The sequence below is a fragment of the Citrobacter sp. Cf072 genome (genome assembly GCF_030334485.1).
Taxonomy (GTDB): Bacteria; Pseudomonadota; Gammaproteobacteria; order Enterobacterales; family Enterobacteriaceae; genus Citrobacter; species Citrobacter freundii.
Genome location: NZ_JAOWDX010000037.1, coordinates 1 through 19,190, shown reverse-complemented (window position 1 = coordinate 19,190; position 19,190 = coordinate 1). Strand labels below are relative to the sequence as shown.

The 19,190-nt window shown below is 52.0% G+C and carries 18 protein-coding genes and 1 pseudogene; 14 read left to right on the top strand and 5 right to left on the bottom strand.

What is annotated here, in order from left to right; genetic code table 11:
* Nucleotides 1-5: 5 nt before the first annotated feature.
* From fabH to ptsG, 11 genes and pseudogenes are all read left to right on the top strand, one after another.
* Nucleotides 6-959: a beta-ketoacyl-ACP synthase III gene (fabH, locus tag OGX66_RS05470; protein ID WP_003832181.1), complete on the top strand. Its 954-nt coding sequence runs from the start codon at nt 6-8 to the stop codon at nt 957-959.
* A gap of 15 nt (nt 960-974) precedes the next feature.
* On the top strand, nt 975-1,904 hold the full coding sequence (gene fabD / locus OGX66_RS05465; RefSeq protein ID WP_008320343.1) for an ACP S-malonyltransferase: 930 nt from the start codon (nt 975-977) through the stop codon (nt 1,902-1,904).
* Between the two features lie 12 nt (nt 1,905-1,916).
* Nucleotides 1,917-2,651, top strand: coding sequence for a 3-oxoacyl-ACP reductase FabG (fabG, locus tag OGX66_RS05460; protein ID WP_003036255.1), 735 nt, complete (start codon nt 1,917-1,919; stop codon nt 2,649-2,651).
* A 155-nt stretch (nt 2,652-2,806) separates the two neighbouring features.
* A complete protein-coding gene (gene acpP / locus OGX66_RS05455) occupies nt 2,807-3,043 on the top strand; it encodes an acyl carrier protein (RefSeq protein WP_000103754.1) in 237 nt (78 codons plus the stop codon).
* An 85-nt stretch (nt 3,044-3,128) separates the two neighbouring features.
* On the top strand, nt 3,129-4,370 hold the full coding sequence (fabF, locus tag OGX66_RS05450) for a beta-ketoacyl-ACP synthase II (protein WP_003036260.1): 1,242 nt from the start codon (nt 3,129-3,131) through the stop codon (nt 4,368-4,370).
* 135 nt (nt 4,371-4,505) lie between these two features.
* Nucleotides 4,506-5,315: an aminodeoxychorismate lyase gene (gene pabC, locus OGX66_RS05445; RefSeq protein ID WP_003846794.1), complete on the top strand. Its 810-nt coding sequence runs from the start codon at nt 4,506-4,508 to the stop codon at nt 5,313-5,315.
* 2 nt (nt 5,316-5,317) lie between these two features.
* Nucleotides 5,318-6,340, top strand: coding sequence for a cell division protein YceG (gene yceG, locus OGX66_RS05440; RefSeq protein ID WP_088902454.1), 1,023 nt, complete (start codon nt 5,318-5,320; stop codon nt 6,338-6,340).
* A complete protein-coding gene (gene tmk / locus OGX66_RS05435; protein WP_003036268.1) occupies nt 6,330-6,971 on the top strand; it encodes a dTMP kinase in 642 nt (213 codons plus the stop codon). Before yceG ends, tmk begins: the two co-directional genes overlap by 11 nt.
* Nucleotides 6,968-7,972 (top strand): DNA polymerase III subunit delta', encoded by a 1,005-nt coding sequence (holB, locus tag OGX66_RS05430; protein WP_270921794.1) that lies wholly within the window; start codon nt 6,968-6,970, stop codon nt 7,970-7,972. Before tmk ends, holB begins: the two co-directional genes overlap by 4 nt.
* A 10-nt stretch (nt 7,973-7,982) precedes the next feature.
* The gene (locus OGX66_RS05425; RefSeq protein ID WP_003036276.1) at nt 7,983-8,780 is read left to right on the top strand and encodes a metal-dependent hydrolase; all 798 of its coding nucleotides are present in this window, start codon (nt 7,983-7,985) and stop codon (nt 8,778-8,780) included.
* A 293-nt stretch (nt 8,781-9,073) separates the two neighbouring features.
* A pseudogene (gene ptsG / locus OGX66_RS05420) lies at nt 9,074-10,496 on the top strand (PTS glucose transporter subunit IIBC).
* 55 nt (nt 10,497-10,551) lie between these two features.
* Here ptsG and OGX66_RS05415 read toward each other — a convergent pair.
* From OGX66_RS05415 to OGX66_RS05400, 4 genes are all read right to left on the bottom strand, one after another.
* Nucleotides 10,552-12,330 carry an aminopeptidase P family protein gene (locus OGX66_RS05415; RefSeq protein ID WP_094544801.1) on the bottom strand — a complete coding sequence of 593 codons (1,779 nt, stop codon included), beginning with the start codon at nt 12,328-12,330 and terminating at the stop codon, nt 10,552-10,554.
* 16 nt (nt 12,331-12,346) lie between these two features.
* Entirely contained in the window at nt 12,347-13,801 is a 1,455-nt protein-coding gene (locus tag OGX66_RS05410) for an AMP nucleosidase (RefSeq protein ID WP_003836722.1), read from the bottom strand.
* Between the two features lie 118 nt (nt 13,802-13,919).
* Complete coding sequence (shiA, locus tag OGX66_RS05405; protein WP_088902451.1) at nt 13,920-15,236, bottom strand: shikimate transporter; 1,317 nt, start codon at nt 15,234-15,236, stop codon at nt 13,920-13,922.
* A gap of 244 nt (nt 15,237-15,480) precedes the next feature.
* Nucleotides 15,481-15,675, bottom strand: coding sequence for an N-acetyltransferase (locus tag OGX66_RS05400; protein ID WP_088902450.1), 195 nt, complete (start codon nt 15,673-15,675; stop codon nt 15,481-15,483).
* Nucleotides 15,676-15,772: 97 nt separating this feature from the next.
* Between OGX66_RS05400 and OGX66_RS05395 the strand changes: the two genes are divergently transcribed.
* The 3 genes from OGX66_RS05395 (at nt 15,773) to OGX66_RS05385 (ending at nt 17,840) form a co-directional block, all read left to right on the top strand.
* A complete protein-coding gene (locus OGX66_RS05395) occupies nt 15,773-15,994 on the top strand; it encodes a hypothetical protein (RefSeq protein WP_003036289.1) in 222 nt (73 codons plus the stop codon).
* A gap of 280 nt (nt 15,995-16,274) precedes the next feature.
* On the top strand, nt 16,275-16,820 hold the full coding sequence (locus tag OGX66_RS05390) for a TetR/AcrR family transcriptional regulator (protein ID WP_088902449.1): 546 nt from the start codon (nt 16,275-16,277) through the stop codon (nt 16,818-16,820).
* A 30-nt stretch (nt 16,821-16,850) separates the two neighbouring features.
* On the top strand, nt 16,851-17,840 hold the full coding sequence (locus OGX66_RS05385; protein ID WP_088902448.1) for a hypothetical protein: 990 nt from the start codon (nt 16,851-16,853) through the stop codon (nt 17,838-17,840).
* Between the two features lie 134 nt (nt 17,841-17,974).
* On the opposite strand, the gene OGX66_RS05380 is transcribed toward OGX66_RS05385, so the two are convergent.
* The gene (locus tag OGX66_RS05380) at nt 17,975-19,135 is read right to left on the bottom strand and encodes an IS30-like element ISCfr4 family transposase (protein ID WP_286510989.1); all 1,161 of its coding nucleotides are present in this window, start codon (nt 19,133-19,135) and stop codon (nt 17,975-17,977) included.
* Nucleotides 19,136-19,190 lie beyond the last annotated feature (55 nt).

Sequence of the window (19,190 nt, the reverse complement as noted above, 5' to 3'; positions counted from 1 at the left end):
CGTACATGTATACGAAGATTATTGGTACTGGCAGCTATCTGCCTGAACAAGTGCGTACTAACGCCGATTTGGAAAAAATGGTTGAGACATCTGATGAGTGGATCGTCACTCGTACAGGTATCCGTGAACGCCATATTGCAGCGCCAAATGAAACAGTTGCGACGATGGGCTTTGCCGCCGCAAACCGTGCGATTGAAATGGCGGGCATCGACAAAGAGCAAATTGGTCTGATTGTGGTTGCTACCACATCATCCACTCACGCATTTCCAAGCGCGGCGTGCCAGATCCAAAGTATGCTAGGGATCAAAGGCTGTCCGGCGTTTGACGTTGCAGCCGCTTGCGCTGGTTTCACTTACGCCCTGAGCGTTGCCGACCAGTATGTTAAATCTGGCGCAGTTAAGCATGCACTGGTCGTTGGTTCTGATGTTCTGGCGCGCACCTGTGATCCAACCGATCGCGGAACGATCATCATTTTCGGTGATGGGGCGGGCGCGGTTGTACTGAGCGCATCAGAAGAGCCAGGCATTCTCTCCACGCATCTGCACGCTGACGGTCGCTATGGCGAACTGTTGACGCTGCCTAACGCCGATCGCGTGAACCCAGAAAACCCGATTCATCTGACGATGGCGGGTAACGAAGTATTTAAAGTCGCGGTGACCGAGCTTGCGCACATCGTTGATGAAACGCTGGAAGCCAATAATCTCGACCGTTCTGCGCTGGACTGGCTGGTACCGCATCAGGCTAACCTGCGCATTATCAGCGCGACGGCGAAAAAGCTGGGTATGTCGATGGATAATGTTGTCGTGACGCTCGACAGACATGGTAATACCTCTGCTGCCTCCGTACCGTGCGCGCTGGACGAAGCCGTCCGCGACGGGCGTATTAAAGCTGGGCAGTTGATATTGCTTGAAGCCTTCGGGGGTGGATTCACCTGGGGCTCCGCGCTGGTTCGTTTCTAGTATAAGGATTTAAACATGACGCAATTTGCATTTGTGTTTCCGGGGCAGGGTTCCCAGACCGTTGGGATGTTGTCTGAAATGGCAGCAAACTACCCAATTGTTGAAGAAACATTTGCTGAAGCATCAGCTGCGCTGGGCTATGATCTGTGGGCGTTGACTCAGCAGGGTCCGGCCGAAGAACTGAATAAAACCTGGCAGACGCAGCCAGCGCTGTTGACCGCATCTGTCGCGCTTTACCGCGTATGGCAGCAGCAGGGCGGTAAAACACCTGCGCTGATGGCGGGTCACAGCCTGGGCGAATATTCTGCGCTGGTCTGCGCAGGCGTGATCGCATTTGCTGATGCCGTACGTCTGGTTGAACTGCGCGGTAAGTTCATGCAGGAAGCTGTACCAGAAGGCACAGGCGGCATGTCTGCGATTATCGGTCTTGATGATGCGTCTATCGCTAAAGCATGTGAAGAGTCAGCAGAAGGTCAGGTCGTTTCTCCGGTCAACTTCAACTCGCCAGGTCAGGTGGTTATCGCGGGTCATAAAGAAGCGGTTGAACGTGCGGGCGCTGCCTGTAAAGCTGCGGGTGCGAAACGTGCTCTGCCACTGCCAGTTAGCGTGCCGTCTCACTGTGCGCTGATGAAGCCTGCTGCTGAGAAACTGGCCGTTGAGCTGCAGAAAATCACCTTTAACGCACCGACGGTTCCGGTCGTGAACAACGTCGATGTGAAGTGTGAAACCACGGCAGACGCTATTCGCGATGCGTTGGTTCGTCAGCTGTATAGCCCGGTTCAGTGGACTAAAACCGTTGAATTTATGGCGTCCCAGGGCGTAGAGCACCTGTATGAAGTCGGTCCGGGTAAAGTTCTGACCGGTTTGACGAAACGTATTGTTGACACCCTGACTGCTTCGGCACTGAATGAGCCGGCGGCACTGTCTGCGGCGCTAGAGCAATAAAAGAGGAAGACCATGAGTTTTGAAGGAAAAATCGCGCTGGTTACCGGTGCAAGCCGTGGCATTGGCCGCGCAATTGCTGAGACACTCGTTGCCCGTGGCGCGAAAGTTATCGGTACTGCTACCAGCGAAAGCGGCGCGCAGGCCATTAGCGATTATTTAGGTGCAAATGGTAAAGGTCTGATGTTGAATGTGACCGATCCTGCATCTATCGAATCTGTTCTGGAAAATATTCGCGCAGAATTTGGTGAAGTCGATATCCTGGTCAATAATGCCGGGATTACTCGTGATAACCTGTTAATGCGCATGAAAGATGACGAGTGGAACGATATCATCGAAACCAACCTGTCATCTGTTTTCCGTCTGTCAAAAGCGGTAATGCGAGCTATGATGAAAAAGCGTCATGGGCGTATTATCACTATCGGTTCTGTGGTTGGTACCATGGGAAATGCAGGTCAGGCTAACTACGCTGCGGCGAAAGCGGGTCTGATCGGCTTCAGTAAATCACTGGCGCGCGAAGTTGCGTCTCGTGGCATTACTGTAAACGTTGTTGCTCCGGGCTTTATTGAAACGGACATGACGCGTGCGCTGTCTGATGATCAGCGTGCGGGTATTCTGGCGCAGGTTCCTGCGGGTCGCCTTGGCGGCGCTCAGGAAATCGCCAGTGCGGTTGCATTTTTAGCTTCTGACGAAGCAAGTTACATCACAGGTGAGACTTTGCACGTCAACGGCGGGATGTACATGGTTTAACCACGATTGAAAAATATTTGCGTTATTAGGGTGAATGGCCTCAAAATAGCGCAAAATCGTGGTAAGACCTGCCGGGATTTAGTTGCAAATTTTTCAACATTTTATACACTACGAAAACCATCGCGAAAGCGAGTTTTGATAGGAAATTTAAGAGTATGAGCACTATCGAAGAACGCGTTAAGAAAATTATCGGCGAACAGCTGGGCGTTAAGCAGGAAGAAGTAACCAACAATGCTTCCTTCGTTGAAGACCTGGGCGCAGATTCTCTTGACACCGTTGAGCTGGTAATGGCTCTGGAAGAAGAGTTTGATACTGAGATTCCGGACGAAGAAGCTGAGAAAATCACTACCGTTCAGGCTGCCATTGATTACATCAACGGCCACCAGGCGTAAGTGAACATCTCCAGGCGGTCATTCGACCGCCTGAGTTTTATCTTTTTATCCCACTTGAATTATTTTCCCTCCCTGGAGGACAACCGTGTCTAAGCGTCGTGTAGTTGTGACCGGACTGGGCATGTTGTCTCCTGTCGGCAATACCGTAGAGTCTACCTGGAAAGCTCTCCTTGCCGGTCAGAGTGGCATCAGCCTGATCGACCATTTCGATACTAGCGCCTATGCAACGAAATTTGCTGGCTTAGTAAAGGATTTTAACTGTGAAGACATTATCTCGCGCAAAGAACAGCGCAAGATGGATGCTTTCATTCAATATGGAATTGTCGCTGGCGTTCAGGCCATGCAGGATTCTGGCCTCGAAATAACGGAAGAGAACGCCCACCGTATTGGCGCCGCTATCGGCTCTGGTATTGGCGGTCTCGGTCTTATCGAAGAAAACCATACCTCTCTGGTAAATGGTGGACCGCGTAAGATCAGCCCGTTCTTCGTTCCGTCGACGATTGTTAACATGGTGGCAGGTCACCTGACCATCATGTACGGCCTGCAAGGGCCAAGCATCTCCATCGCGACCGCCTGTACTTCAGGCGTGCATAACATCGGTCATGCTGCACGTATCATTGCATACGGCGATGCGGACGCGATGGTTGCGGGTGGTGCAGAAAAAGCCAGTACGCCGCTGGGCGTGGGTGGTTTTGGCGCGGCACGTGCGCTGTCTACGCGTAATGATAACCCGCAAGCGGCAAGCCGTCCGTGGGACAAAGAACGTGATGGCTTTGTGCTGGGCGACGGCGCAGGCATGGTTGTACTGGAAGAGTACGAACATGCGAAAGCGCGCGGTGCAAAAATCTATGCTGAAGTCGTTGGCTTCGGTATGAGCAGTGATGCTTACCACATGACGTCACCACCGGAAAACGGTGCAGGCGCTGCGCTGGCAATGGTCAACGCGCTGCGTGATGCGGCTATCGAAGCGGGTCAGATTGGCTATGTCAACGCGCATGGTACGTCTACGCCTGCAGGCGATAAAGCAGAAACCCAGGCAGTGAAATCTGTCTTTGGTGATGCGGCAAGCCGTGTAATGGTAAGCTCCACCAAATCTATGACCGGACACCTGTTGGGTGCGGCGGGCGCGGTAGAGTCTATTTTCTCTATCCTGGCGCTGCGCGATCAAGCTATTCCGCCAACCATCAACCTGGATAACCCGGATGAAGGTTGTGATCTGGACTTCGTACCTCACGAAGCGCGTCAGGTTAGTGGTCTGGAGTATGCACTGTGTAACTCCTTTGGCTTCGGTGGTACCAACGGCTCTTTGATCTTTAAAAAGATTTAAGCCTGTTAGGTGATGCGCTAGCATCGATAGCAAATTGAAAAGGTCCGCTTGTCGGGCCTTTTTTTATTCGGTTTTCCGCCCTTGTCCTGTGTTACTCATCCTGCCAAACTAGCGGACCAGAAATAAGGAGCCACCATGTTCTTAATTAATGGCTGCGAGCAGAATATGCTGGCAGCAAGCGATCGAGCGACCCAATTTGGTGATGGCTGTTTTACCACTGCCTGTATTATCGACGGCGAAATCCCTCTCTTTGCAGCGCATCTTGAGCGTTTACAAGACGCTTGCCAAAAACTGCTGATCTCTTTTGAAAATTGGCCCGAGCTGCAAAATGAAATGAAAATGCTGGCGAAAGGGCACGTACGCGGGGTGTTGAAAGTGATTATCAGCCGTGGCACTGGAGGCCGGGGCTACAGTGGCAAAAGTTGTCACAGCGCCACACGCATCCTCTCCGTTTCAGCCTGGCCCGTTCATTACGATCGTTGGCGGCAAGATGGCATTGTGCTGGCGCTAAGCCCAGTACGTCTGGGACGTAATCCACTGCTTGCCGGGCTTAAACATCTGAATCGACTGGAGCAGGTGTTGATTCGCTCTCATCTTGAACAGACGGACGCAGATGAAGCACTGGTTCTTGACAGCGAGGGATGGGTTACGGAATGCTGTGCGGCTAATTTGTTCTGGCGTAAAGGTTATGTGGTTTACACGCCCCGCCTGGATCAGTCCGGAGTAAACGGCATTATGCGACAATTCTGTATCCGGATGCTGGCACAATCGCCATTCAGTATTGTCGAAGTGTATGCCGGGTTGGAGGAGGTTATGCAGGCTGATGAAATCGTCGTCTGTAACGCGTTAATGCCCATTATTCCCGTGCGTGCCTGTGGCGACACATTGCTGTCTTCACGTTTGTTATTCGATTTTTTAGCCCCACTTTGTGAGCACCCGAATTAGTCATGAAAAAACTGTTACTCGTTGTCCTGTTATTGCTGGTTGTGGTGGGCATTGCCGCGGGAGTGGGAATGTGGAAAGTTCGCCATCTGGCGGACAGTAAATTATTGATTAAAGAAGAGACGATTTTTACGCTGAAAGCGGGGACGGGCCGCCTGGCCCTTGGCGAACAGCTGTATGCGGACAAGGTTATTAACCGTCCGCGCGTGTTCCAATGGCTGCTGCGTGTGGAACCCGAACTGTCGCATTTTAAGGCCGGAACCTACCGTTTTACACCCGACATGACGGTTCGGGATATGCTGCAACTGCTGGAAAGCGGAAAAGAGGCGCAGTTCCCGTTACGTCTGGTTGAAGGGATGCGCCTAAGCGATTACCTGAAACAGCTGCGCGATGCCCCGTATATCAAACATACGTTAAGCGACGATAGCTATGAGACCGTGGCCCAGGCGCTGAAGCTGGAAAAACCGCAATGGGTGGAAGGTTGGTTCTGGCCAGATACCTGGATGTATACCGCCAATACGACTGACGTAGCGTTGCTAAAACGCGCGCATCAGAAAATGGTTAAAGCGGTGGATACTGTCTGGGAAGGGCGCCCTGACGGCCTGCCTTATCAGGACAAAAATCAGCTGGTAACCATGGCTTCTATTATTGAAAAAGAGACTGCGGTTGCCAGCGAGCGTGACCAGGTGGCTTCGGTGTTTATTAACCGTTTACGTATCGGTATGCGTTTACAAACCGATCCGACGGTGATTTACGGTATGGGGTCACGGTATAATGGCAAATTGTCGCGCGTGGATTTAGACACCCCGACCGCTTATAACACCTATACCATTACAGGACTGCCACCTGGCCCGATTGCCATGCCGGGAGAGGCATCGTTGCAGGCCGCGGCACATCCGGCAAAAACGCCGTATCTTTATTTTGTGGCTGACGGTAAAGGTGGCCACACGTTTAACACCAATCTTGCCAGCCACAACCGGTCCGTGCAGGATTACCTGAAAGTGCTTAAGGAAAAAAATGGGCAGTAACTATATCGTCATCGAGGGCCTGGAAGGCGCCGGAAAAACCACCGCGCGTAACGTAGTGGTAGAGACACTTGAGCAACTCGGTATTCGTGACATGGTTTTCACCCGCGAACCTGGCGGCACGCAACTGGCTGAGAAACTAAGAAGCCTGGTGCTGGACATTAAGTCGGTGGGTGACGAGGTTATCACTGACAAAGCCGAAGTTCTGATGTTTTACGCTGCGCGCGTACAGCTGGTCGAAACCGTTATTAAACCTGCGCTGGCGAAAGGCGCGTGGGTAATTGGCGATCGTCACGATCTGTCTACTCAGGCGTATCAGGGCGGTGGACGTGGTATCGATCAAAACATGCTGGCAACCCTGCGCGATGCAGTGCTCGGCGATTTTCGCCCGGATCTGACTATCTATCTGGATGTGACGCCAGAAGTCGGGTTGAAGCGTGCCCGTGCACGCGGCGAGCTGGATCGTATTGAGCAGGAATCTTTCGATTTCTTTAATCGTACCCGCGCGCGCTATCTTGAGCTGGCTGCCAAAGATGCCAGCATTCGCACTATAGACGCTACGCAGCCGCTGGAGGCTGTGATGGCTGATATTCGCAATACCATCACCCAATGGGTGAAGGAGCAGGGCGCATGAGATGGTACCCATGGTTACGACCGGATTTTGAAAAACTGGTGGCCAGCTACCAGGCGGGTCGTGGTCACCATGCGTTACTGATTCAGGCGTTACCCGGAATGGGCGACGACGCGCTTATTTACGCCCTCAGCCGATATTTAATGTGCCAGCAGCCGGAAGGACATAAAAGCTGCGGACAGTGCCGTGGCTGTCAGCTGATGCAGGCGGGGACACACCCTGACTACTATTCGCTGCTGCCAGAAAAAGGCAAAAGCACGCTGGGGGTTGATGCTGTACGCGAAGTCAGTGAAAAGCTGTACGAGCATTCGCGTCTCGGCGGTGCGAAGGTCGTGTGGATCCCTGATGCCGCCCAGTTAACCGATGCTGCCGCCAATGCCCTGTTGAAAACGCTGGAAGAACCCCCGGCACAGACCTGGTTTTTCCTCGCCAGCACAGAGCCAGCTCGTTTGCTGGCGACATTACGCAGCCGTTGTCGGTTACATCATCTTGCGCCACCTCCGGAGTCGTATGCTATCTCCTGGCTTGCTCGTGAAGTGACTGCGTCGTCAGAAGCGCTGCTTAGCGCGTTACGTCTAAGTGCCGGTTCGCCAGGCGCGGCACTCACGCTGTTACAGGCTGAAAGCTGGGCGCACCGTACAGATTTTTGTGCGGCACTGGTGAATACATTAAATGCCGGTGATTGGTATATCTTGCTCGCGGCGTTAAACCACGATCAGGCTGCCGCCCGTTTACACTGGCTGGCAACGTTGTTTACGGATGCGTTGAAACGTCCGTATGGGGTTGCCCATTTAACCAATCCCGATGCCCTGGACCTGATATCTTCCATCGCAGAACGGTTATCCGTTGCCCAGATACAGGCGATACTCGGTGACGTTTGCCATTGTCGTCAGCAGTTGCTGAACGTGACGGGCGTAAACCGCGAGCTGGTATTAACCGATCTTATTCTTCGTATTGAGCATTACCTGCAACCAGGCACCGTACTGCCTGTTCCCCATCTTTGAGAGAGACATTATGTTTTTAGTCGACTCACACTGCCATCTTGATGGCCTGGATTATCAATCTCTGCATAAGGACGTGGACGACGTGCTGGCGAAAGCGGCCGCACGCGATGTGAAATTCTGTCTTGCCGTTGCAACCACCTTGCCAGGATACCGCAGTATGCGTGAACTGGTTGGTGAGCGTGACAATGTGGTTTTTTCCTGCGGCGTGCATCCGTTAAATCAGGATGAAACCTATGATGTTGAGGAGCTGCGTCGTTTTGCCGCCGAAGAGGGGGTTGTGGCGATGGGAGAAACCGGGCTGGACTATTTTTACACGCCGGAAACAAAGGTGCGCCAGCAGGAATCTTTTATCCACCATATTCAGATTGGCCGTGAGTTACAGAAGCCAGTTATCGTGCATACCCGCGATGCGCGAGCCGACACGCTGTCTATTCTGCGCGAAGAAAAAGTGACGGATTGTGGCGGCGTACTACACTGTTTTACAGAGGACAGAGAAACGGCGGGCAAATTACTGGACCTTGGATTCTATATCTCGTTTTCCGGCATCGTCACGTTCCGAAATGCAGAGCAGCTCCGTGATGCCGCCCGCTATGTTCCTCTGGACCGGTTATTGGTCGAGACGGATTCTCCCTACCTTGCGCCTGTACCGCATCGTGGAAAAGAGAACCAGCCCGCCATGACTCGTGACGTTGCAGAGTACATGGCCGTAGTGAAAGGTGTTGCCGTTGAAGAACTGGCGCAGGCAACCACTGATAACTTTGCCCGCCTGTTTCACATCGACGCTTCTCGCCTGCAATCTGTTCGTTAACTGACTTTTTTTAAAGCTCGTAATTAATCACTAATGCGAGTAAAGTTCACCGCCACAAAATGGGCGGTGAATAACCAGCTTGACACATTCAGAAACGCATTTTATCGGAATGTGCGGATTTTGCGGCCATTCACGACTGAACTGTGATAGCCGTCAAACAAAAACAAACTGAATTATTTTACTCTGTGTAATAAATAAAGGGTACTTAGATGCCCTGTACACGGCGAGGTTCTCCCCCCTCGCTAATGCGTGAGAACGTAGAAAAGCACAAATACTCAGGAGCACTCCTAATTATGTTTAAGAATGCATTTGCTAACCTGCAAAAGGTCGGTAAATCGCTGATGCTGCCGGTATCCGTACTCCCAATTGCAGGTATCCTGCTGGGCGTCGGTTCCGCTAACTTCAGCTGGCTGCCAGCCGTTGTATCGCACGTAATGGCAGAAGCGGGCGGCGAACATGCCGCTGATTTTTGCTATCGGTGTTGCGTTAGGCTTCACTAATAATGACGGTGTATCTGCACTGGCATCCGTTGTTGCTTACGGCATCATGGTTAAGACCATGGCTGTTGTTGCGCCGCTGGTTCTGCATTTACCTGCTGAAGAGATCGCAGCTAAACACCTTGCTGATACGGGTGTTCTCGGAGGGATTATCTCCGGTGCGATTGCAGCGTATATGTTCAACCGCTTCTACCGTATTAAATTGCCTGAGTATCTTGGCTTCTTTGCGGGTAAGCGCTTCGTTCCTATCATTTCTGGTCTGGCTGCTATCTTCACCGGTGTGGTTCTGTCCTTCATTTGGCCGCCAATCGGTACTGCTATTCAGACGTTCTCCCAGTGGGCTGCATACCAGAACCCGGTCGTGGCGTTCGGTATCTATGGCTTCATTGAACGCTGCCTGGTGCCGTTTGGTCTGCACCATATCTGGAACGTTCCATTCCAGATGCAGATCGGTGAATACACCAACGCTGCAGGTCAGGTGTTCCACGGCGACATTCCTCGCTATATGGCGGGTGACCCGACTGCGGGCAAACTGTCCGGTGGCTTCCTGTTCAAAATGTACGGTCTGCCGGCTGCTGCTATCGCTATCTGGCACTCTGCTAAACCAGAAAACCGCGCGAAAGTGGGCGGTATCATGATCTCCGCTGCGCTGACCTCGTTCCTGACCGGTATTACCGAGCCGATCGAGTTCTCCTTCATGTTCGTGGCGCCGATCCTGTACATCATCCACGCGATTCTGGCTGGTCTGGCATTCCCGATCTGTATCCTGCTGGGTATGCGTGACGGTACGTCGTTCTCCCACGGTCTGATCGACTTTATCGTTCTGTCCGGTAACAGCAGCAAGCTGTGGCTGTTCCCGATTGTTGGTATCGGTTATGCGATCGTTTACTACACCATCTTCCGTGTGCTGATTAAAGCGCTGGACCTGAAAACTCCGGGTCGTGAAGATGCTACTGAAGACAGCAAAGCAGGTGCGACCGGTGAAATGGCTCCGGCTCTGGTTGCTGCATTCGGCGGTAAAGAAAACATCACTAACCTCGATGCGTGCATCACTCGTCTGCGTGTCAGCGTGGCTGACGTTGCTAAAGTGGATCAGGCTGGCCTGAAGAAACTGGGTGCGGCAGGCGTTGTGGTAGCTGGTTCCGGTGTTCAGGCTATCTTCGGGACTAAGTCCGATAACCTGAAAACTGAAATGGATGAGTACATCCGTAACAGCTAAGCAGTAAGAAGTTGGGGAGAACTAAGGCAGCCTGCGGGCTGCCTTTTTTATTGCATTAATTAGCCTGAACGCGAATTGGTGCGGTGGCAGCGAACAGCCAGGGACGTGCCTCTGCGTTCACGCGCGGGGATAGCGTCTCTCTGACCTGTTGGTGGTAATCATCAATCCACTGCTTTTCAGCTTCACTCAGCAGATGCAGTTCAACCAGATTCAAATCAATCGGTACCAGCGTCAGCGTTGAGAAACGGCAGAAGCCTGGACGACTGTTGATAATCTCCACCTGGTTTTCAATGCGGATCCCATATTGTCCGGCCAGATAATAACCCGGTTCGATGGTGATGATATTGCCCGCGACCAGAGGCCAGGGGTTTACTTTCTTGGCAATGCGATGGGGCTGTTCATGGATAAGCAACTGGTGGCCTACTCCGTGTCCTGTTCCATGATCAAAATCCAGGCCTAAATCCCACAACGCCCGACGGCTAAAGGCATCCAGTTGATGGCCCTGAGTGCCGCTGGGAAACTGCAGTGAAATAAGCGACAAAAAGCCTTTCAGCACGGCGGTGTAATGCAGACGACGTTGCGGATCCTGTGGACCAAACGCGAAGGTACGCGTCGTATCCGTCGTACCATTGTGGTACTGGCCGCCGGAATCATTCAGATACATGGCCTGCGAGGTAATTGGCGTATTGGTTTTTTCACTGGAGTGGTAATGACACATCGCCGCATTGCTGGCAGAGGCCGATATCGTGCTGAAGCTTTGCTCAATAAATCCCGGCTGCTGCTGGCGAAATTCCAGTTGCTTCGCCTGGGCTTCCAGTTCAGTGACCGGATTGCCAGCCGCTTCGCGCAAAGGGACTTCATGGGCCAGCCAGGCAAGGAAGTTTACCCAGGCTGCGCCATCTTGTTCATGGCATTCCCGATAGCCCGCCAGTTCAACGTCATTTTTGTGGGCTTTCATCAAGGTGATGGGATCAGGGGCCCATAAGACGTTGCCACCGTGTTCTTCAATGGCAAAACGCAACGCAACCGGGGCGTAGTCTTTATCGACCAGAAAGCGTTTCCCACTGGCCAGTTGCTGGCAACGTACCAGGAAACTCTCTTGCGGGGCCAGCGTGAGCGTGTTTAGCAGTGATACGGGGAGTTGCTGCGTTTTGTTGCTATCCACAAACCATTCCAGCTCACCGCTGCGATGGAGCAGGGCAAACGAAAACGGTACTGGCACCATAGCCAGATCTGAACCGCGTACATTCAACAGCCAGGCAATGTTATCCGGCAGGGTAATTGCCAGTACGTCAGTCTCATGTTGAGCGAGTTGTTCCACGACGCGGGCACGCTTTTGCGTGCTGCTTTCCCCGCTGATTTCAATGGGCATTTCACGAATGATGCCGCAGGGGGCTGCCGGTCGGTCAAGCCACACCTGGTCAAAAGGATCTTGCTCAAGAGGTACCAGCTCGCAATGAGTTGCCGACAAGGCTTCAAACTGGCTGTTGACCATCAGCAGTGGTTCAAAGCCGATACGTGTACCCGCTGCAACGTGAGACTGCAAATAGTCGGCCAGCGGTTCATCGTGTAAATGATGAATTTCAAAATCATCCAGCGAGACTTCATTGCGTACCTGGACCTGATAGCGTCCATCGACAAACATTAACGCGCGATCCCGAAGGGCCAACGCGAGGCCGGCAGAGCCGCTAAATCCGGTCAGCCAGGCCAGTTTATTGTCATGCGGTGTACAATCTTCGCTTTGATGAGCGTCGGCGCGCGGAACAATCATGCCATCCAGCCCCTGCGCTATCAGCAGGTTGCGCAGGGCGGAAAGAGGAGTTGAGTTGTGCATAGTTAACCTTCAGGTCTTAACGGAACGGCGGTTCGTTGAATGTACGTAATTTACGGGAGTGCAGTCGGTCGCCTTCAGCACGCAGACGATCGATAGCCCGGATACCTATTTGCAGATGCTCAGAAATAGCACCTTCATAAAAACGGTTGGCCTGACCAGGTAGTTTGATCTCACCGTGCAGCGGCTTGTCGGAAACGCACAGCAGCGTGCCGTACGGAACGCGGAAACGGTATCCCTGAGCGGCGATGGTGGCGCTTTCCATATCGATAGCCACCGCGCGACTGAGGTTGAAACGCAGCGCAGAAGCGGAATAGCGTAGCTCCCAGTTACGATCGTCGGTGGTGACGACAGTACCGGTACGCAAGCGCTGTTTAACTTCTTCACCGGGCATACCGCTGACTTCTTTGGTGGCGTCATACAGGGCGCGTTGTACTTCCGCAATGCTCGGAATCGGAATATCCGGCGGTAGTACGGCATCCAACACGTGGTCGTCACGCAGATAAGCATGGGCCAGAACATAGTCGCCAATCGCCTGACTTTCACGCAGACCACCGCAGTGACCAATCATCAGCCAGACGTCAGGACGCAGTACGGCCAGATGATCGCAAATGGTTTTGGCGTTAGACGGGCCAACGCCGATATTGACCAGCGTGATCCCCTGACCGTCAGCCGTGATTAAATGCCAGGCGGGCATCTGGTGTTTCTTCCAGGCGAGATCGGAGATGGCTTCTTCTGGCGCTTCGGTTTCGGCGGTGATCCAGATCCCGCCCGCACAAGAGAGCGCGATATATGGGCTGTCCGGGTCGAGGATCTGGCTGCAACCCCAACGCACAAACTCATCGACGTAGCGGGTGTAGTTGGTGAACAGCACAAAAGGTTGAAAATGTTCAACCGGCGTTCCCGTGTAATGACGTAGTCGCGCCAGCGAAAAATCCACGCGTCGGGCATCGAAGTGAGACAGCGGAGAAAATTCCGCCGGATGAAAAATCCCGTCTGCCGTTTCGTCACCAATCTGCGACAATTCAGTGGTGGGGAAATGGCGCGTTAATCCGGCGCTCATCGAGCGATCCAGCGTCAGTTCTGAACCGTCAATCACATAGGGATAGGGGATTTCATGCTGCGACGGCTCGACGGAGATATGCGCATCATAATCCTGATACAGCAGCGTGAGCTGTTCTTCAAGATACGGACGAAAAAGCGACGGACGGGTAATCGTAGTGGTGTAGCTGCCCGCATGGGTAAAACGACCATAGGCTCGGGTTTTCGGGGGATTGGTGGCGATGCCATCCCAGGTGACACACAGTGATGGGTAAACAAAAAGACCGTTATGGCGGGCGATTACATCAGGGAGCGTCCCTGTTTCAATATACTTACCAATGGCGCTACGCAGTGCTTTAACCGACTGCTCGTACAGCGCGTCCAGTTTATCCAGTGCCTGAGTTGGGGTCAGGCTGGAGCCCTTATTGTTCATGTCTGTCTCCTTGTTCCACAGATGTACTGCTCTCCCGATAGTATGTCACAGGAATGTGAAACAAAAGTCAGACGTTGAGGAAGATTGTGCGAAGACCGGACGGCCTCCGCACCCGGGCTTAACCGTGCTGCTTATCCCGCATCAGCAATGCTGTAGTCGCGGAAATAAGACAACCCGCCATCAGATAAATGGCTACACTGTGCCAGTCTCCGCCGGAGAATGTTACCAGTGCAGCAGCAATGAAGGGGGTAAAACCGCCGCCAACTACGCTTGCTACCTGATAACCAACGCCTGCGCCGCTGTAGCGATAGCTTGCGCCAAACAAACCGGTAAACATAGGCTGCTGTACGCAGACCACCATATCGTGTGCAATGTTGGCCAACATAATCGCGAAGAACACGATCCAGAAAATGGATTGCGCTTCTAACGCCATAAAGAACGGGAATGCGCTAAGCGTCCCGACCAGTGCGCCAGTAATGTAAACGCGCCGGCGACCAAAGCGGTCGGCGAGCCAGGCAAAGCAGGGGATGGTCAGACAGCTCAGTCCACCAACTAACAACCCGATATTCAGAAACAGTTCGCGAGGTAAGCCCAGATTCTGCGTGGAGTAATTAAGGGCAAACGCGGTGACGATATACATCGTCAGCAGTTCACACAGGCGCAGAGCGATAATTTTCAAAAACGCCCCTGGATGACGGATTAATGCCTCGACTACCGGTAGTCTCTTTTTCTCTGGTTGCGGTGCCTGCTGCTGCTGTTCGAATTCGGCCGATTCATCCATTCGGTTACGCATCCACAATGCGCCCAATACCAGCACGATGCTGAACAGGAATGGAATACGCCAGCCCCAACTCAGGAACTGCTCATCGGTGGTTTGCGAGCTAATCAGCGAGACCAGACCGGTAGAAAGTAACAGTCCGACGCCGTAACCAACCTGAACGCCGCTGCTGTAGAAGGCTTTTTTATTTTTCGGCGCGCTTTCGACCGAGAGCAACGCTGCGCCGCCCCATTCACCGCCAACGGCGAATCCCTGAATGGCGCGTAGTGTCACCAGCAGCACAGGAGCCCACCAGCCAATGGTGTCAAAAGAGGGAATAATCCCGATCAGCGCAGTGGCAATACCCATCGTCCAGACGGTAAGCATCAGCATACGTTTACGGCCCAGACGATCGCCGAAGTGGCCGAAGATCACCCCGCCTAACGGACGGAACAAAAATCCGACGCCAAAGGTAGCAAATGCGGCAAGTGTCCCCATCGCTGGGCTGACTTGCGGGAAGAACTCGCGGTTAAAGACCAGTGCGGCAGTAATGCCATAAAGCAGAAAATCATACCAGTCGACCACGGCACCCGCGAAGCTGCCAAGCGCAGCGCGTCGGGCGCGGTTAAGCGAAGAGGCGTCCTGTTGGGGACCCGTGGAGGTGAGGGTGGAATCCATAGTTATCCTGTCTGTACTGTTTTTTAGTTATTAGTATTTGAGTTGGGTTACACACATTGCAGTCGCAATATTAACGACCGTTATGAGATTACCGCGACAGACGGGAAGTGAAAACGATTATCTCCCTCATCTGATGGCAACATGAAAAATAAGATGAATGAAAAATCTGAATCAGGTGGAATCGTGGCCTGTCAGGAGTGTTCTGATTTCAGGCGGAGCATTAGGAGTACTGTATTTGGGGAAGCTATAAACCCACTTTCATAATGGCATACGGAGATTCAGTGAAACCACATCGCTCATAAGCACGAATCGCACGCCCGTTATCTCCGTAGACATATAAGCGAAGCTCCAGTGCCTTTTGTTCAAAGTGCGTGCGGTAGCCCAGCGCATTGAGCAATATCGCGTCGGCCGGTGTGGCGTCACGGATTTGCAATGTCATGAATGATTCCCGTCCTGGTAATAAATTGACGATTACTGAATTATATCAAAACTGTCAGTGATACAGTGGGATGCGAATATATCAGAGGCTTGTCAGTATGAAGATTGTTTTTATCCCTGCGTTGATCGTAGTCCTGATTGATAAAGAACAGGACATAGGACGGGAATTGACCCGCGATGAGGTTGAGTCCATTCGCGATGGCGCTACAGCCATCCGCCTGCCGGCCGAAGCAGCCGAGGATATAATCAGAGAGCGTGGCTACCGCGATATTGATCCTGAGAATGTCTGGCGCGAGTGGCAGGCGTATAAAGCTGACTGAATGTCGATGGGAACACACTGCTTTAGTGGCACATGAAAATTGTGCACTTACACGGATGCGTTTACTCAACACCTGGTGTGGAGCTGAGGGGCAACTTTGAGCGAAAAGCAGCCCTTGGGGATTACCCCGCAGCGTAAACCAACCACTAATTTCTTTATCTAAAGGTCCATTCGCATGCCCAACTTTCGTTCAGATTTTACCATTCTCATATACTGGACTATGTACTTTCCTGTATCCGGGACATATTGACATGAAACATACCCACCGGTATGTTTCATGAATGACTATTAATAATAAACGTAAAAAACAGCCCGAAATCGTAAGGGCAACCTTGCTCAGATGTGCGAAGACGCTGGCAGTCAGAAGCGGTCTGTCCGCTATCAGCGTACAGGCGGTATGCGATCAGGCTGGTGTAACAAAAGGGGCTTTTTTCCATCACTTTGAGAATAAGGACGCGCTGCTGAAGTGCGTCTTTGAACAGATGATCACAGATTATTCAGAAGAAATTGGCCGACTTATATCTGCCGACCCCTGTGAGAAAGGTGCATTTACTCGAGCCTATCTGGAGCAGGGGTTCGCAACCCTGAAAAATGCCGGTCTTATGACCTTATGGAAATCAGCCATGGATGATGAATACATCTGTTCCCGCTGGCGTGATTGGTATCAGGGAATGCTTGAAAAACGCGGCGACCTCGACGACAACCCACAACTTACCTTGGTGAGACTGGCCGCTGATGGTTTATGCCTTAGCCTCAGCATGCAGATAGCGCAAGGAGATCCGGATAATCTCATTGCTAAGCTGCGCCAGATGGCGTCCTTACCCTAGAACCAACTTTATTCAATCCTGGAGCAACATATGACCCATCCATTTCTTATTATCGGGGGATACGGCACAGTGGGTTCCCATCTTGTGTCTATACTCAACCAGTTTCTGCCGGAACTGCCTGTTGTGATCGCTGGACGAAATGCGCAAAAAGCCAGTGAAGCGGCATCCCGCTTCAGCAATGCGACCGGCATCGCCGTTGATACACAACGTGCTGACCTGGGGTTAGATCCACAGGCTCAGTTCAGCGGTATTGCCTTGTTGACCAATGATTTATCCACTCACCCTGCAGAATACGCTATTAGTCAGGGCATACCGTACACTAGCATTGCCACTCAACTGAACCACATCGCACCAAAACTTGCATTGTACCTGAATCACCTATCGACCTGTCGCGTTCTCATTCAGGATACCAGCTTTGCTGGGGCGCTAATTTCTGCAGGAATTTTCTGCACTAAAGATTTCAGGTCCGTGGAACAAATCAGGGTGGGCGTGCTGATGGATGAAAATGACCTCGGTGGCCCTGCCAGCATGGCTGATTTTGATGATTTTTCCCAGAAAGAGGCGGGCCTGGTGCTGGAACGCTCGCAGTGGAAGGTACCCCGTAACGGCGATGAGCAGCGGAAATATATCCTGAATGATGGTTCAAGTTTTATTGCTTCAAGCCTGCCAGGATTTGATGCCGCAGAATTGGCTCAGATGACGAAAGCACATTCCGTCAGGGTCGATCTGGTTGTCGGTCAGTCTCCCGGAAGCCTGAAGGGAGACAATCCGTCGGTAGAAATCCTGTATGAGATTGACGGCATCCTTGTCAACGGCCAACATGAGAGCGTGTCATTTCAATTGACCCATCCGAAGGGCCAGTCTTATCTGACGGCCGTCGGAGTAGCCGCAGGTATTGAGTCAATGCTGATGAATGCCGAAAAGACAGGGCTGTATCTGACTTCGCAAAAGATCAATCCAGAACTGATGATTGAACGGCTTGAACGAACCGGGGCAAGACTACAGCCTGTGAAGATGTAAGGGTATAGCTTCTTTTCGCTAAAATTCATGCTATCGGAAACTAAAGCTGCAGGTTCATTTCAATAACATCCCCTGTAAGTCTCCACTCATCACAGGGGTAATATCGACTGGAACGTCCGCTTATGGCTGTGAGTTCAACTGATGGACGCAACACACTTATTGAACCGCTCTGCGGGTGATTCATAGTCTAGCGTTTTTCTCGGCCTCTCGTTGAGCTGTCTGGCAACACTGTTAAGTCTTTGCTGGCTGTGAACCGATAAGTCAGTTCCTTTTGGAAAATATTGTCTGAGCAATCTGTTCGTATTTTCATTTGAGCCACGTTGCCAGGGAGATTGAGGATCACAAAAATAAATCTGAATGTCTGTCGCTACAGTAAATCGTGTGTGGCTGGTCATTTCAGCGCCACGATCCCAAGTTAATGTTTTATAAAGCTCAGCAGGTAATTCCCGGGCTTGTCTGATGAGTGCAGATATAACCGTTATGGTCTTGTTGTCTCTGATTTTCGCCAGCATAACAAAACGGGAATGACGTTCTACGAGGGTGATGATATAGGAGTTATTCGAGCCCTGAATCAGGTCACCTTCCCAGTGACCTGGAATGGCTCTGTCAGCGGCCTCTGGTGGCCTTTCGCTGATAGGTATCGTGTGCGGGATTGACCCTAATCCTTTCCCTTTAAGCGATGACGTTCTGGATCTACGCACTGCTCTTCCGCTTCTGAGGCATTGCTGCAGCTCTTTTTTTAATGCTCCCCGGGTTTGTATAAAAAGCGTTTTATAAATCGTTTCGTGTGACACATGCATTTCCTGATTATCCGGATAACAGCGTTTCAGCCAACCGGCGATCTGTTCCGGCGACCAGTCCTGATGCATCTTCTCTGCAATGATTTTACACAATGCGGGGCTTTCAATTAGCTTGCAAGGTTTTGGTCTCAGCGCATTTTCCCACGCAGCAGCATCGGCTTTTGCTGCACGGTATTGTTTTGCACCACCGTGCCTCCTGACCTCGCGGCTAATCGTTGAGGGCGCTCTTGATAATTTGGTGGCGATGTCCCTGATACTGAGTTTTGCTACCAGCCCTCTGGATATCTCCTCTCTTTCATCAAGCGAAAGCGCTAATCGGTGCCGTTTTGGCACGGGAGGACGGTAGCCGCCTGTCTGGTGGATAGTGGGCATAATGGAAGAATGATATCTGTCGAACATTCTGGCGATATCATGTAGAGAATCACCTTGCTTATATCTGTCCCAGATAATTGCCTTCTGCTCTGGCGTGTAGTTAATCCGAGTTCTTCGTTTCATGGCAACGTCCCCCTTGATTAAGGATAGCGTTGCATCGACCCGTTGAACTCACAGC